The organism is Bacillus litorisediminis (assembly GCF_022808645.1).
Classification (GTDB): domain Bacteria; phylum Bacillota; class Bacilli; order Bacillales; family JC228; genus Bacillus_BF; species Bacillus_BF litorisediminis.
Window position 1 is genome coordinate 164,440 of the sequence record NZ_JAKZKT010000001.1, and the last position, 15,591, is coordinate 180,030.

The window sequence follows — 15,591 nt, forward strand, 5'->3', positions numbered from 1 at the left end:
AAATTAAATTGAAAAGGAAAAGACATCGATACATAAATCGAATTTTTTAGCCAGGAGGAATATGTTTCATTTGATCAGTTGGCGGACTATTAAATTCAGTCATTATTTTTAGGGTTTCTCCATCAGTCTTCAGATGAACAGTACCATATATATCAGTCGGCAGGACGGAAACTCCAAGAATCTCATACCTTCTTAGGACATATAAACTTTGTAAAACATTAGCATTCATGATGACATATTCTGGAGATACCTGTCGGATAAAATGGATTGATGAAGAAGTCCCCCCTCCGTGATGCGGAGCTTCCATGACAGTCGCCCTTAATTGACTCCCATATAACGCAATCAGTTTTTCCTCCTGTTCATTATAAATATCACCTGTAAATAAAAAACTATGATTCCCATATTCCAATTTTAAGACGAGAGAGCGATTATTGATATCGGCCACAGAATAGCTGTCACTGAGGGTTTTCGTTTGGTTTTTAAAGGGGTTTAGTACATTTATAGTTACATAGTTTCCTAATGAAAATGTTTGGTTGGCATGCAAGTATTGATAAGGAATCGAAGTCTCCTCTATTTTTGCCATCCACTCCAGATAAATGTCGGATATATGATCGATTTTTGGCAAATAAAATTGCTTTATTTTTTCCTCTTCCAATAATCGTAAAAATCCTCCAATATGATCATGATGAGGGTGAGTCGCAATAGCTAAATCTATTTTTTCAATTCCTAGGTGATTTAAATAACCGGATAAAAGGGATGAGGATTCTGGAATCCCTGCATCAATTAACATGGAGAATCCATCAGGGGTATAAATCAGCATAGAGGAACCAGATTTTTGCGTATAATCAAGGTAAAAGTAGTAGACATGCAGAGTCTCTCCGTCGCTTTCAAGCGGTGCATACAACTCTTCATTTGTATCCAAATCGGCTTGCACGGTGATTGAGTCATTTCGCTGAAAAATCGTAGTGTATAAGAGAATGAGTAAAAAGATTAAAAGGGATGGATAGAAATAAAGTTTACTTTTCAACAGACACTCCCCCTTTCTCTATTTTATTTGAAAAAGGGGTCTTTTGTCCTAAATAATTCGCAAAATCTTTAGAAAATTTATGGGATATCGCAAAATTAGACGCAAGTCGGATAAAGAAAGTCAGTCCCCAATTAGGGAACTGACACGCTTAAGCATCTCCTTCCTTTACATGCCTAATCATATCATCTAATGAGTTAAACAATAGTGTGGGGTTCCATTCACCTTGTCCATTTTCGGCAGTAAAAACAGGAAATTCCACTTTAGTTACATCCACAAATAAGGGCTCACCCGTATCTAGGTTATACCCTATGACATACCAATCATCTTGCCAGGCTCCCTCTTCATCTTCAAGGATTGGGTTCCAATCCGCATCTACCCTATAACCGATTTGTCCCTCCTTGAATTCCTCTCTTCCGTAGAGATGAGCATGAATAGGGTCTTGCCCATCCTGATTTATTTCAACATCTTTGAATTCAATCGTTTCAATGATTTTGACCACGGTATCTAATTCCTCTGGTTCCATCTTATTCACCACTCTTTTTATTATGTAAAATACTCAATTTTTGCATCGTCATGGGATATTTTTTCTGAATGACTGGTCTTGCCGGCTTGGTGAAACGATGCTGGGGCAGTTCAAAAGTCAAGCGGCTTAAGCATGTAATGGCCGCCTGCTCTCAGCCAAAGTAATCTTGATACGCTTCTTCTGCCTCTTCCCGTGTTCGATAGATGGAAAGCTTATTAGTAATCGGATAAAACGTATCAAAAATAAAAAGGGCTAGCTGATTCGGGTGATACGGATCATTTACAATGGCTGCCTCCTGAATCGTGGCAACACTCTGGGTTTGCGGATTTCGATACATAACATACACAATCTGACCTGGATGATAATCTTCTGGTAAAGAGGTTTCCATTTTTCACCCTTCCTTCTGTTTCATTATGTCTCGAACCTGGCAAAAACTTGTGCCATTTCCTAATGGAAAGTAATTCCTACCCTTCATCATGGAACCGTTTAAATACTTTTTCTTCTCCATCGTTAAACCTCACCTTTACTTCCACAAGGCGAAAGTCCTCCCGAATCGGAAAGTGTGCAAATAGACGAGTCATAAGTTGTTCTGCATTTGTTTCTTTTGTTAAAGACAGACCTTTTAATTTTGGTTTTAAGAATTGATACGCCTCCTTACCATCCTGCTCTGTATTTTTGTCATGATCTGAATAGTTGGCATATATTTCATCATCCATATAACGATATTGCGCCAAAAGCTTATCATCAATCCCATGGTATTTCACATCTAATTCAAAAAAAGAATATGGAAAAGGATTTTGTTTTGCTTGAATCCCTTGATTTTGCTCCGTAATAGGCGGAGGGGGTGCTTGTTCTTGAGCCTCACAGCTCGTAATCACAAACAAAAGTATGAAAAGCTGCAGGATTTTCGGCAAATAAATTCACCTCTTTTACATACTTTTACTTAATTGATGCAAATCTATGTATGAAGTTTGGGAATTTTTTGCGAAATAGAGGGACGGTTCTTGCGATTTTGAAACGCAAGAACCGTCCCTCTGTTTCATAACCTTTGCTGCAATTTGTGAATGACCGTATCGATTTGTTCTTTCGTTACTCCATAGTTGGTGGTAAAGCGGATAGTTTCCGGACCAAAATCTACTGCTAAAATGCCTTCGCCTCTTAATAGCTCAAGGAATGTGGCGGCATTATATCCGGTATCACCTACATTTACTAGGACAATGTTCGTTTCTACCTGGTTTTCAACCTTAAGAGTTGGGATTTGCTGAAGTCCCTCTGCTAATTTTTTGGCATTTTGATGATCTTCTTCTAAACGATCTACCATTTCTGTTAAAGCAACATAAGCCGGAGCAGCAATAACCCCTACCTGACGTAATCCGCCGCCTAGTCTTTTCCGCCATTTTCTTGCGCTTTTAATAAAGTCCTTTGTTCCCGCAATGATGGAACCGACTGGTGCGCCTAATCCTTTGGACAAACAAATTTGAACTGAATCTGTAAATTGGGCAAATTCTTTTACAGGTGTTCCAGATGCCACGGAAGCATTAAATAACCTTGCCCCATCCAGGTGAACAGGAATATGGTGGTCCCTTGCTATTGTGTAGATTTCTTTCATATTTTCAAGCGGAATAATAGCTCCTCCAGCCCGATTATGCGTATTTTCAAGGCAAATCAGCCCTGTTTCAGGTGCATGAATATCATCTGGTCTAATCGCGCCCAGCACTTCTTCTGGATTCATCGCACCTCGCGTTCCTTTTATCGTTCTTGGCTGAATTCCCGCAAAGGCAGACATGGCAGCTCCTTCGTAATAGAATATGTGAGCTTCCTGTTCAACAATTACTTCTTGACCTGGCCGGCAATGGGTTAGAACAGCTATTTGGTTTCCTTGGGTACCGCTTGTTACAAACAATGCGGCTTCTTTCCCTAATATTTCAGCTGCTTTTTCTTCAAGCTGATTAACCGATAGGTCTTCTCCGTATACATCGTCGCCTACTTCAGCTTCATAGGCTGCTTTTCTCATCGCTTCTGTCGGTTTCGTTACTGTATCACTTCTTAAATCTATCATTGTCTGCACCCTCTCCTTTCTATTTATTGTAATGAAAAAACTCCTTTTAAAGAAGAACTTTCAGTTAAAAACGAAAATGATCCTTCATATTAAAGGCATAAGCGGTACAATGCGATGCTGTCTGAAAATAATACTTGAGTTGCTTAAGAAAATAGCGGTAAAAGTTTCCCTATTTGAAACACAAGAACCGTCCCTCTGTTTCACTCTGTTTCAAAAAAAGAACTGGTCCGAAAAGACCAGTTCTAGTTGTTTTTTAGTGCAATGAATTATTTGAGAAATGGCCACCAATTGGCTTTGCCAAATGTTTTGACCAAAACCGGTACAAGTAATGGCAGAACGATTACTGCGTAGAGTATTAGTCCCGTTAAAGTAATGGTTGCAATGAATAATAAGGATAGAACACCCGATGGCATCATTGCAGCAAAGGTTCCACCTAAAATGATAGCGGCTGAAATGATAACCGTTCCCATTTTTCTCATGGCTAGCAACAATGCTTCTTCAACGGACATTCCTCTGTTTTCATTAAATCGATCCATTAGGAAAATACTATAGTCGATTCCCAGTGCGATTAATAACACAAAGCCAAAGAATGGTACTGCCCAGCTTATGCCTGAATAGCCTAAAATGTCGACAAACACTACTTCAGTAATCGCCATGGAAGTAAAATACGTTAAAATGAGCGAACCAATTAAATAGATTGGCATAATGAAAGATTTTAACAAGATGACTAAGACAATAAAGATCCCCGCTAATACAAGGACTACAGTCCGAGTATAATCTGCATCTGACACAGCATTTAAATCGGCCTGACTGCTTGAAACACCGCCAATAGCCACTTCGGCATTTTCTAGCTTTGTATCCTTTGTTACTGTCTTAATTGTATTTTCAATGGTGTCTATTTGGCTGATTGCTTCATTTGAATAAGGATTAACACCAAAGACAATATCCATAGTTACTACTTTTCTGTCGTTTGACATATATGTGTCAAGAGCCTCTTTAAATTCTTCACTGTTTAATACCTCTTCAGGAATATAAACCGTGGAAATCCCATCACTTGATGCAATACCGGATAAATAATCCTGCGCTGAACCTAACCCGCTTGCCACTTGATTTAACCCATTTACACTTTGGCTAAGTCCATTCGTTAATTCTGACATTTGCCCGCCTAGACTGGAAAAACCGTCAAGCAGCTGCTGCTGGCCCTCGCTTAACGCAGTTAATCCGCCTGTCATAGCTGGTAATTGATCAACGATTTGTCCCTGTCCATCTGCCGCAGCCTTAAGACCAGTGTTCAATTCTTCAATGCCAGCAATAACTTCATTCATTCCGGCTGCCAGCTGTTCATTTCCGCTATTGATTGTTTGAAAAGAACGGTTTGCCTCATCAATGCCGCTCCTTATACCAGATAGTGCTCCATTTAATTGATTTAGTCCTGATGAGAGCTGGCCAGATTGCTCTTTTACGGTTAGTACAATCGTTTTTAATTGATTATAATCTGGGTCTTGAGATATCCCATCATAGTTTGATTCAAGACTAGCAAAATATTGATCTATATCTGCTAAACTTGCAGAAAGAGCAGAGAGACCTTCACCAATGCCTTTATACTGTTCTTCAAGCGAAGCTAATCCTTCTGCTATATCTTGATAACCAGAAAGCAGAGTTTTGCTTGCCTCAAGTAATTGTTCAGCATTCGAGTGAATTTCTTCTAAGCCTTGTTTAATTTCTGCAGATCCCATTGCTCCGGAGCGAATCCCTTGTTCAATCTCACCTAAATGATTTTGAAGCTGCTCCATTCCTTCTTTTAGCTCATTCGTACCTGAAATCAATTCTTCAATTCCATTCGTTGCTTCTTTCAGCTCAGGCTCTGATCCAGATAATTGGTTTGTTGCTTCATCTAATCCTTTACTGATTTGCTGAATTCCTTCGTTACCTTCTTCTAAACCGTCACCAAGTACGGCTGCCTGATTAGAAACATATAAATCTTCAATCGGTTCTCCTGTTGGTCTTGTTACTGAGCGGACTTTATCTACATGCTCTACTTTTTCCAATGCCCTGCTCATTTCCTCGATTAATCCGATATATTCATTTGAGCTCATGGCTTCATCATTTTTAATGACAACCTGAGTCGCCATCGATTCACCAGGTCCAAAGCTGTCCGCAATTACATTAAATGCTTTTACTGATGCCACGTCCTCCGGCATCTCTTCTAGGGAATTGAAGGAAAGGTCTCCATCATATGCAAGCAAAAATGGAGCCGCAACAGCTGCAACTAATAACAATGAAATAATTGGACGTTTAAGAGAGAAGCTGCCGACTGCTCCCCACATTTTGCTTTCTTTATGTTCCAGGCTTCCTTTAGACGGCCAAAATAACTTTTTCCCCAAAACGGCCATAAAAAACGGAACAATTGTCATTAATGCAATTAATAAAACGAATACTCCAACTGCAACGGCAGCGGCCGATTGATACAGTTTAAAGGTGGATAGACCAATAGCTGAAAAACCAACTAAAACCGCTAATCCACTAAATAGAACGGTTTTACCGGCATTTCGGTATGTTGCAATAATCGCTTCCGAAATATCCTCGTTCTGAGCCAGCTCTTCTTTAAACCGGCTGAGTAATAAGATACAATAGTCAGTCCCGATTCCAAATAAAATAGCTACTAAGAAAATTTGTGTAAAGGTTGAAAGCGGAAAATTAACTGTATCTGCTAAAAAAGCTACAATAGATTGAGAGACTAAATAAGAGAATCCTACCGTTATCAGAGGGATGAAAGGTGTGACTGCTGAACGGAATACGAGCAGTAATACAACTAAAATAAAGACAACCGTAATCCCCTCGGTTTTCTTAAGTCCCTCCTGTGAATTCGTTACTAAATCTTCATTGATCATCCATTCACTTGTGTAATAATGATCGACTTCGACGGAATCAATGGTGTCATAAAGAGCCTCTGATACCTCTTTCGGCTCCTTGCCTTCCATATTCATTTCAATCGATGCTAAAATTGTTTTTCCATCTTCTGACACCAATTCACTTTCCAGGCTTTCGTTGGTAAAATGTGTCAAGATATTGGTAATGCCTATGTCATCAGCGTGATCATTCAGTAATTGAATCGCTCGTTTTGCTTCTTCTATTTCCTTTGCTGTCAGTTTTTCTTCACTATGAAAAGCTAAAGCAACCTGAGATGTTTCTCCGCTTCCCTCATCTTCCTGCACTTCTGCCAGAATCTGATGTGCTGTGGTTGATTGCATCCCGTCTGGCACAGTTATTTGACCTTTTTCCCGTACAAGATCAGCCATGTTTGGTGATGTAACGAATAAAAGGATTGTAACAGCAATCCACGCAATGATAACAAACCATTTTCCCTTTAAAATGGCTCTCATTTCAATTCTCCTTTCTCTTGGATGTCAGATATTGCCTGTAAAAGTTTTTCATAGGTTTGAATAAAAGCAGCGATCTCCTCATCGTTAAATTGGGTAATAATCCTTTTAAACAGCTTTTGCACCTTCTGCTGTGTCTGTGAAAATAACTCATTCCCTTTTTCAGTCAGAGTAAGATAAACCACCCGACGATCCTCAGGGTCCCTCGTTCTTTTAATCAGTTCCCTATTCGTCAATCTGGTAATGATCGCTGTGATCGCACTTTTGTTTACATCAAATGCTTCTGCCAATTCAGTCGATGTGCACTTTCCAGCATTATGGATATAGCGAAGAATATAGTGCTGATCGTACGTAAGGTCAGCTCCAATTTCATTATTGATTAACGCTTCTGCCTTATTTGTTACTTGAAATGAGACAGATACATAGCGGTCGACTAACTCCATCATTTGGTCTTTTTCCACGTATCAATCACCTTTCTGCATTTAGTTCAACTGTTTAACTATTAACGTGTTTAACTATAATCCCTTTTTTAGTAACTGTCAATTATTTTCCTTCGATTTTTTTCGATGAATACACAGAGGAAAGGTAGTGTTTTTATATAGCCGAAAATGGGAATATGAAACTTTAGAGCTTCCGTTTCGTATGTATGTATAGAAACAATTCCTAATAAGGAGGATTTCCATTGAAGAAGTGGATTAGTCTTTTTGCCATGTTACTCTTCCTAAGCGGATGTTCGTTCCTGGAGGATGTCAATAACACCTTAGATTATGTAAATGAAGCCACGGAATATATTAATGAAGCGAGTCAGTTTGCCAATGAGGTCCAAACCCTTGCTGAACAAGCAGCGTCTGATCCTAATGCTCTAGCTGAACTAGAGGAACGGCTGCATATGATGCAGGGAGAAATTGAAGAATTTAATTCTCTAAATCCGCCGGGTATAGCTGAAGACATTCACCAGACTATCGAAGGTTATAATCAAACAATTCAGGCTGCAATTGATTCATCATTAGAAAAAATTGAACAAGGCCAGCTCCAATTAAACGAGCTTTTGAATTCTGAGCTGATGCAAACATTCGAAAATTTACAAAATACCCTGAATCAGCTTGAACAATTAGGAAATTAACCACTAACTTATTAGTGGTTTTTTCTTTGGCTGTTTTCACATAGTTTGCTGCTAATAACACGGCAGTTGAAATACACTTCGCTTTCCGCGTGCGACAGCTTAGCCCTCTCGAACTCCGCTGACGTTCCGTTCTGTTGGGTGTCACCTGGCTCGCTATTTCCACTTTCCACTGTACAGTCTATTATTTATATGAGGCAGCGAAAATGGCTGATTGCATCAAATATGTATTATTTCAAACAAAAATTTCTTGATTTATCAATGAAAACGATACAATATTGATACTGAAATGGAGGCAGCTATGATCATGATCTTAGTCATTGATAACTATGATTCTTTTACCTTTAATTTAGTTCAATACATTCAAATGATTGAAAAAGATATCGTTATTAAAAGGAATGACCAGCTGTTAATCAGTGAGATTGAAGAATTAAAACCGGACTATATCCTGTTATCTCCAGGGCCTGGCAATCCGAATTCAGCTGGCATTTGTTTAGATATTGTACGTGATTTTTATCGAGACATTCCGATATTAGGTGTCTGCCTGGGGCACCAGATCATTGCGCAAGCATTTGGGGGAACCATTATAAAAGCTTCGCAGCCAATGCATGGGAAAATTTCTGTTATTTCGCATGATCAAAGGTACATCTTTCGGGATATGCCTTTACCTCTTAAAGTAGGGCGATATCATTCATTAGTTATAGATGATTCCACACTTCCAGATTGTTTAGAAATCAGTGCTAGAAGTGAAAACGGTGAAATTATGGGGATTAGACATAAACATTTTAAAGTAGAAGGAGTACAATTTCATCCTGAATCTATCCTTACTGACAACGGATTACAGATGCTGGAGAATTTTTTTAATAAAAAAATAAAGGACCATGAATATGCCATTTAAAAATCATGAACCATTTTTATCATTTGAATTTGCATCATCTGATGGTGTAATAAAGCCTCTTACTTTTTCAACCCCATTGAAGATGATCATTGCCAACACAATTGAAGAGGTGCTGCCATCCTTTCGACTCGTTCAGGAGGCTGTAGATCAAGGGTTTTATGCAGCGGGGTTCTTATCTTACGAAAGTGCTCCTGCATTCGATTCAGCGTTTAAGGTCAGAAATGGCCATAAAATGCCTTTAATATGGTTTGGAATATTCCAAGAGCCGCAGATGAGAACGCTTAGCGGTACTGCATCCTATTCACTCTCGGAATGGAATCCCAATGTTAGTATAGATGAGTACCACCAAGCAATTGCCTCTATTAAGCAATCCATTGAAAGTGGCGACACGTACCAGACTAATTATACAATTCGCCTTCATTCCCAATTTGAAGGTGATGCACTCTCATTGTTTCAGAAAATGAAAAAAGCTCAGTCTTCCAATTATTGCGCTTTTATTCATACAGGAGACCATACTATTTTATCTGCTTCCCCGGAATTGTTCTTCCATTTAGAAGGAAACAAAATCACAACCCGGCCGATGAAAGGAACGATAAAAAGAGGAAAATCATTTGAAGAGGATCTAGCAAACGCAAGCTGGCTGTATCATTCAGAAAAAAATCGAGCTGAAAATGTAATGATTGTAGATCTGCTAAGAAATGATTTAGGAATGATTGCGGAACCTGGTTCGGTAAACGTCACAAAGCTGTTTGAAATTGAAACGTATCCTACTGTTCATCAAATGACTTCAACCATTACGGCAAACATTCCTTCTCATACCCAAATGGTTGATATTTTTAAAGCACTATTTCCTTGCGGATCTATCACAGGTGCACCAAAAATCAAAACAATGGATATCATCGCAGACATAGAAACTACACCAAGAAACGTGTATTGCGGGGCGATTGGCTATATCTCTCCAAATAAAGAAGCGATTTTTAGTGTTCCAATCAGAACGGTGGTCATTGAACAAGAATCAGGACAAGCAACATATGGAGTTGGCGGGGGAATTACCTGGGATTCTACAACTCAAGGGGAATACCATGAGATTCTCGCTAAATCTAAAATTCTTGAAGAAGATCGACCGGAATTTCAATTACTAGAGAGTATTCTGTTAAACGAGGGTGATTATTTTCTATTTGAAAATCATCTTAATCGCTTAAAAAAATCAGCTCGCTATTTTGGTTTTACTTTTAATGAATTTGAGATAAAACAGATTTTAGCTGATTTTGCAAACCAGAACAATCAAGGTCCATTTAAAGTACGATTCCTTTTGGATAAAAACGGCGGAACGAAATTAGAAGGTCAGCCCATCCAACTTTTTGTGGGACCAATCAAAGCGGCCCTTGCCAAAGAACCAGTGGAACGGAACCATGTATTCTTGTATCACAAAACAACAAATAGGGAAATTTACTCTAAATTTCAAAAAGTGTACCGACAGGTGTCCGATGTACTCCTTTGGAATGAAGATAGAGAATTGACCGAATTTACTAACGGCAATGTAGTACTGGATATAGACGGTCAATTATGGACACCGCCTATAACAAGCGGATTGCTGGCAGGGACATTTCGTCAAGCATTAATAGATGAAGGTGTTATTCAAGAGAGGATACTCCTGCTCTCGGACTTGAAAAAGTGTTCGAAAATTTGGTTTATCAATAGTGTTCGTAAGTGGGTAGAAGTTGAGTTAGTGGATGAATTATAGAAAAGACCATCACTAAATAGAATAATATGCTCCTTCGAAATGACAAAACAACAGCTCCCGGTTTTTACGGATATGGATTCCGCTAGCTGTGACAAAACGGGCAATTTCCAAAATTTAAGGACTCTAGTACCGTTATTTCGGAAGCTATTTGGGCACGATTTTCAACAAATAAAGGATCCTGTGTCCTATCGGATCAGGGAAATAGCATTTTTTACGCAAATAACGGATCCTGTGTCCGTGTAAACTGGCGGTTCACGGTTACCGATTTAATGAAAAAGGTCTAGCCCACAGCTAAAGTAGGCCAGACCTTTTTTGCATTAAAATACGATCTTATCATAACCGATCAATACAACAAGCACGAGCAAGACCACAAATCCTACCCAGATCCCTGCAACCGTTTTTCCTTTTCTCGATCTGATCGTAAGCATTTCCATCGTTCCGATTAATAAAATCGCTAATATCCCTTTTACGACAAAAAGTAATTCAAAATTTCTCATGACCAGCATGCCTATGCCGGTAACAAGCATGATAATGTAAAATAACCTTTGCATCATCACACTAATTTTCTGCTTTCTTACAAAATAGCTAATCAAAAACAGAACGATTAAAATCGCCCAAGAACCTGCATGAGAATGGTAAAAAATATTATACATCCCTTTTCTCCTTTACCTCTTCGTTTTCTGCATAAAATTTGGCAATAACCTATGTGTACATCCTATCTTTTTCAAGCTCCAATCTCAATAGAAAAGTACCGTTTGAAACAAAAAATTCATAACTTCTTAACAAATTTTTTCAGACTTGTTTATATCTAATCCCCAGGTCCCTCCCTTGTGCCAAATCGCAATCGGGAATAAATGTGTACCTCAATGGAAAACATGCTGATAGGAATGTAATGACATAGAAGGGTGAATCAGATGTCTTTTATCGAGCTATTAAGGAAAGGAAATAAATCATCAGGTGCTGCCGCTCTAGGTAATACTTTTTTAGCGATCATCAAAGGAATTGCCGCTGCTATTAGCGGAAGTGGTGCCATGTTTGCCACGACGATTCACTCAATAGCGGACGCACTTAATCAAGGATTTGTTTTTATAGGGAGTGCGTTAGCAGAGAAGGAACCGACTCCGCGGTTTCCATCAGGTTTTGGCCGTGTCGTGAACTTATTTGTCCTAATAGCTGTTATCGTAATTTCCATTATGGCATATGAAACACTGCATAAAGGCTGGGAACTGATTCAGCATCCGGAAGCATCCACGAACCTTTGGTTAAATGTAGGAATCTTGGCGATTGCCATTTTTATTGACGGATATGTTTTAATCAAGGCAATGAGGGAAATTGCTTTAGAAACACGGAGAGAAACAAAAGGCTTCCAATTAGTCAAAACGGCTTTTAAAAACGTGCGTCTGGCCGCTCCTCCTACCCGATTAGTGTTTTATGAAGATATTATTGCAACGTTAGGAGCCGTTTTAGCCTTAGCTTCCATCCTGCTGGCACATTTTACCGGCTTTTATTATTTAGATGGTGTCGGAACCATGCTAATCGGGATTCTATTGATCGGAATTGCCCTAAAAATCGGTTATGAAAATACAATAGGATTAATAGGGGTAGCTGCTCCAAAAGAGGTGGAAAACCGGATAGCTGACATTATTTTATCCCATCCTGACGTAGTGGATATTCGCAAAATGCGAATTTTGCAAGAGGGCCGAAAATATCATGTTGAAAGCTATATCGAATTAAAAGAGGGTCTGTCTCTGGCCGTTGCAGATGACATTAAATTTGCGGTTAGGGACTTAATTCTTGCCGATCCCGATATTGGGGATGTGACGATGGGAATCATTGAAACGGATCGGGTGCAAACTTGGAAAAAGGAATCTGATTTGAAACCAGCAACTGAATAAGATATGAATAAAGCTGCCAATCAAAAGGCAGTTTTTTAATGAAAATGTGGAGAAAATCGGTCAATAATCCAGTTTAATAGAAAATATACAAGAATTCCTAAAAAAAAAAGGAGGAGACCAAGCGGTTATCTCTTTTATTAACTTCCGGCAATAGATCCGCACAAGCTACATAGATAAAGATACCCGCCGTAAATGCAATCGCGATCGATGCCAGATTCACTTCACCGGTTTGTGGCGATAAAACTTCAGCTAGAATAGCTCCTGCCAGGGTGGATATGCCTAAAAGCACTGCTGCTAAAAAGGCGATTTTCTTATTTTCTAGAAATGAAAAGACGATTGATGAGATCGTCAGTCCATCGGGAATCTTATGTAATAAAACCGCAGTAAGAACCGAAACTCCTAGAGAAATATCGATCTCAAAACTTGCGACAATCGAAAAGCCATCAAAAAAAGTATGGATCATCATTCCAATTAAAGCCCCAGTAATGGCACTTTTCGAATTCGAATGACCATGCGTTTCTTCGCCAAAATGAAAATGATTCGCGACAAATTGCTGAAAAAAGAAAATAATCATAATACCCGCAAGAACAAAAATCGAATAATCATGATGATGCGCAAGAACCTCGGGAATAAGATCCATTATCGCAATCGATAATAGCATCCCTGCACTAATGGCCATTAAAGCATTTAAGCCGTTTTGGGACCAGTTTTTCTTAATCAAAATCACAAGTCCGCCTATGACATTAGCCAGAGCTGCAAACAATACATATAAAAATACATCGAATGTCAAAACGCTCCCCTCCTTACTCTTTTAGTATGAACCGGCAGGGAAGGTTGCAAACATTCGCGGTCTTACCGATAATTATAAGTTATAACAAAGTGCAGAATCGTTAATGATGAGGATGGATTTACATATTTATGGGGAAGATTGCCTTTAAATCGAATCGAATCATATTCTTCCAAATGATACGATTCACCGCCAACTTCCACTATTAACTCGCCAGACATAACTGTAATATATTCGATTACCCCTGGTTGGTGCGGATCTGAGACATACGCCTTCTCTGCCTTAAGATATCCTCTATAAAACTCAGTAAAATCATGAGAACGAAACAGAGGCTCGACAATAAATACGTCATCGGAACTGATTAATTGGAGCCCTTCTTTTTTCCGGGCAATTGACACGTCTGATTCAATTGATAACAGGGCTGTTATTGGGATATTCAAGCCATTTGCAATTTTCCAGATTACAGACAAGGTAGGGTTAGCTTCACCGCCTTCAATTTTGATCAATGTCAATTTGCTGACACCGATTTGTTTAGCGAGAGCTTCAATACTGAGACCTTTATTGATTCGGAATTGCCTCAGATTAGCGCCAATAACTTTACCTGCTTCCTCTTCTTTCAATGAATGTTCTGTATTCATCTGAATCCACCATCCCTGAATTGAAATCACAAAGCGGTATATAATAGTTAACCATATATTAATTTCAATATACATCTGCTATTTTCTAAAGTATAATGTAGTATAGGTAAATTATAATATACCAATTTGTAAGGGAGGTCAATCAAATGGATACTAAAAAAGAAAGCATAAAAACTGGATTTACTGAAGCTATGCCACTTGCCCTTGCAATTGCTGGATACGGTTTATCTTATGGTGTATTAGCAACCCAAGCAAACTTCAGTTTATCAGCAACATTGGCCATGTCCCTATTCGTATTTTCCGGTTCCGTGCAAATGGTAACTGTAGCAATGGTGATGACCGGCACTACACTAACAAGTATTCTTTTTACTGTCATTTTATTAAATTTGCGGAATGTACTGTATGGAGCTGCCCTGAGTGAAGGTTTGGCTCCTGCTAAGAAATGGAGTTGGCTTCTTGCTTATGGAGTCTCTGATGAACCTTTTGTATTAGGGAGTGCAAGATTTAAAAAAACTGGACCCGACCCTATCTATTTTGCAGTAGTGACTGGTATTTTTTATTTGGCATGGGCCTTTTCTTCCCTAATCGGTGCTCTACTTGGCAATAACATCGATCCCTTTAAATGGGGGCTAGATTTAGCATTTCCTATTACTTTTACAGCCCTTTTAATACCCAGTCTTAAAGAAAAACCAATGATGGCAACGGCATTTACTGCTTCAGTCACCGCAGTTGGGCTTGAATTTGTGATGCCGGGAAATGAGTTTACTATTATCATTGCAGGCGTTTTATCCCCGCTTATAGGTCTTTATTTTAAGAGGAGGTCCCAGCATGATAAATAATTGGATATTAATCGGGTTATTAACCATTTCAACCTATATTTCAAGGATTATTGGGATTAAAATGATGGCAGGACGAGAAATGAGCTCTACTATGCGTTTGTATTTTCATTATGTTCCGGTTGGAATTATGTCTGCCCTGATCATCAAACAAATCCTTGTGCCATCCAATGGACAAATATCCATTTCATTTCCTATTATCATAGGCTGTCTCGCTGCTGCCATTTCAATTAAAAGAATAAAAAGTTTTCTCCCGGCTGTTCTAATTGGCGTAATATTTGGATGGCTAACTCGAATTTTTTTCTAAAAAGATGATGAATTGGACTTTTTATAATTCGCGAAACACGCTTTCTATATTTGGAAATTCTTTTACATCTTCTTGTTGGGGGTCATCGGTTTCAATTGTCCAATTCTGATGGAGAGAGGCCAATTCCCCGTTGTTATTTTTCTGGTAGGGAGTATGTATATGATAAATCTTCCCATCCTTTCGAACCGTATACCCTAAATAATAGCGATCATCTTGCCCCTCTTCTTCAAATATACCGATATCGTCAATTCCGTATTGATAGATGTACGTTTGAAATGATTGCTGCAGGTTCTGAATAATTTGTTCACGCGGCAAAAATTCCATCTTTTTCGCTCCTTTCCTTACTAAACGCTACATTTAATATGTCTTTCTTCTGT

Annotated in this window: 17 protein-coding genes and 1 pseudogene; 6 read left to right on the forward strand and 12 right to left on the reverse strand. The window is 38.8% G+C overall.

Annotated features, from left to right (window positions below; genetic code table 11):
* Positions 1-46 precede the first annotated feature (46 nt).
* The 8 genes and pseudogenes from MLE14_RS00785 to MLE14_RS00815 form a co-directional block, all read right to left on the reverse strand.
* On the reverse strand, positions 47-1,027 hold the full coding sequence (locus MLE14_RS00785; protein ID WP_243296328.1) for a ComEC/Rec2 family competence protein: 981 nt from the start codon (positions 1,025-1,027) through the stop codon (positions 47-49).
* 148 nt (positions 1,028-1,175) lie between these two features.
* Positions 1,176-1,550: a hypothetical protein gene (locus MLE14_RS00790; RefSeq protein ID WP_243296329.1), complete on the reverse strand. Its 375-nt coding sequence runs from the start codon at positions 1,548-1,550 to the stop codon at positions 1,176-1,178.
* 34 nt (positions 1,551-1,584) lie between these two features.
* Positions 1,585-1,671: pseudogene (locus tag MLE14_RS22670) on the reverse strand (spore photoproduct lyase family protein); the annotation flags it as partial.
* A 30-nt stretch (positions 1,672-1,701) separates the two neighbouring features.
* Positions 1,702-1,938 (reverse strand): transcriptional regulator SplA domain-containing protein, encoded by a 237-nt coding sequence (locus MLE14_RS00795; RefSeq protein WP_243296330.1) that lies wholly within the window; start codon positions 1,936-1,938, stop codon positions 1,702-1,704.
* A gap of 76 nt (positions 1,939-2,014) precedes the next feature.
* Positions 2,015-2,464 carry a YusW family protein gene (locus tag MLE14_RS00800; protein ID WP_243296331.1) on the reverse strand — a complete coding sequence of 150 codons (450 nt, stop codon included), beginning with the start codon at positions 2,462-2,464 and terminating at the stop codon, positions 2,015-2,017.
* Between the two features lie 125 nt (positions 2,465-2,589).
* A complete protein-coding gene (gene ltaE, locus MLE14_RS00805; RefSeq protein WP_243296332.1) occupies positions 2,590-3,609 on the reverse strand; it encodes a low-specificity L-threonine aldolase in 1,020 nt (339 codons plus the stop codon).
* Between the two features lie 266 nt (positions 3,610-3,875).
* Positions 3,876-6,992, reverse strand: a complete 3,117-nt coding sequence (locus MLE14_RS00810) for an MMPL family transporter (RefSeq protein ID WP_243296333.1) — start codon at positions 6,990-6,992, stop codon at positions 3,876-3,878.
* Positions 6,989-7,450: a MarR family winged helix-turn-helix transcriptional regulator gene (locus MLE14_RS00815; protein ID WP_243296334.1), complete on the reverse strand. Its 462-nt coding sequence runs from the start codon at positions 7,448-7,450 to the stop codon at positions 6,989-6,991. The genes MLE14_RS00810 and MLE14_RS00815 overlap by 4 nt, the downstream gene beginning before the upstream one ends.
* A gap of 221 nt (positions 7,451-7,671) precedes the next feature.
* Here MLE14_RS00815 and MLE14_RS00820 point away from each other — a divergent pair, with 221 nt between their 5' ends.
* From MLE14_RS00820 to pabB, 3 genes are all read left to right on the forward strand, one after another.
* Positions 7,672-8,112 (forward strand): DUF6376 family protein, encoded by a 441-nt coding sequence (locus tag MLE14_RS00820; protein ID WP_243296335.1) that lies wholly within the window; start codon positions 7,672-7,674, stop codon positions 8,110-8,112.
* Between the two features lie 304 nt (positions 8,113-8,416).
* Complete coding sequence (locus MLE14_RS00825; RefSeq protein WP_243296368.1) at positions 8,417-9,007, forward strand: anthranilate synthase component II; 591 nt, start codon at positions 8,417-8,419, stop codon at positions 9,005-9,007.
* Positions 8,991-10,751, forward strand: coding sequence for an aminodeoxychorismate synthase component I (gene pabB / locus MLE14_RS00830; protein ID WP_390627927.1), 1,761 nt, complete (start codon positions 8,991-8,993; stop codon positions 10,749-10,751). The genes MLE14_RS00825 and pabB overlap by 17 nt, the downstream gene beginning before the upstream one ends.
* A 317-nt stretch (positions 10,752-11,068) precedes the next feature.
* On the opposite strand, the gene MLE14_RS00835 is transcribed toward pabB, so the two are convergent.
* Positions 11,069-11,404: a DUF1516 family protein gene (locus MLE14_RS00835; RefSeq protein ID WP_243296337.1), complete on the reverse strand. Its 336-nt coding sequence runs from the start codon at positions 11,402-11,404 to the stop codon at positions 11,069-11,071.
* Positions 11,405-11,665: 261 nt separating this feature from the next.
* On the opposite strand from MLE14_RS00835, the gene MLE14_RS00840 reads away from it, so the two are divergent.
* A complete protein-coding gene (locus MLE14_RS00840; protein WP_243296338.1) occupies positions 11,666-12,646 on the forward strand; it encodes a cation diffusion facilitator family transporter in 981 nt (326 codons plus the stop codon).
* Between the two features lie 97 nt (positions 12,647-12,743).
* Here the strand turns inward: MLE14_RS00840 and MLE14_RS00845 are convergent, their stop codons facing one another.
* Positions 12,744-13,436, reverse strand: coding sequence for a ZIP family metal transporter (locus MLE14_RS00845; protein ID WP_243296339.1), 693 nt, complete (start codon positions 13,434-13,436; stop codon positions 12,744-12,746).
* 62 nt (positions 13,437-13,498) lie between these two features.
* A complete protein-coding gene (locus MLE14_RS00850) occupies positions 13,499-14,071 on the reverse strand; it encodes a helix-turn-helix domain-containing protein (RefSeq protein WP_243296340.1) in 573 nt (190 codons plus the stop codon).
* A gap of 146 nt (positions 14,072-14,217) precedes the next feature.
* Between MLE14_RS00850 and MLE14_RS00855 the strand changes: the two genes are divergently transcribed.
* Positions 14,218-14,910 carry an AzlC family ABC transporter permease gene (locus tag MLE14_RS00855; RefSeq protein WP_243296341.1) on the forward strand — a complete coding sequence of 231 codons (693 nt, stop codon included), beginning with the start codon at positions 14,218-14,220 and terminating at the stop codon, positions 14,908-14,910.
* Entirely contained in the window at positions 14,900-15,214 is a 315-nt protein-coding gene (locus MLE14_RS00860) for an AzlD domain-containing protein (RefSeq protein WP_243296342.1), read from the forward strand. Before MLE14_RS00855 ends, MLE14_RS00860 begins: the two co-directional genes overlap by 11 nt.
* A 21-nt stretch (positions 15,215-15,235) precedes the next feature.
* On the opposite strand, the gene MLE14_RS00865 is transcribed toward MLE14_RS00860, so the two are convergent.
* On the reverse strand, positions 15,236-15,538 hold the full coding sequence (locus tag MLE14_RS00865) for a DUF5634 family protein (protein WP_243296343.1): 303 nt from the start codon (positions 15,536-15,538) through the stop codon (positions 15,236-15,238).
* Between the last annotated feature and the right edge of the window lie 53 nt (positions 15,539-15,591).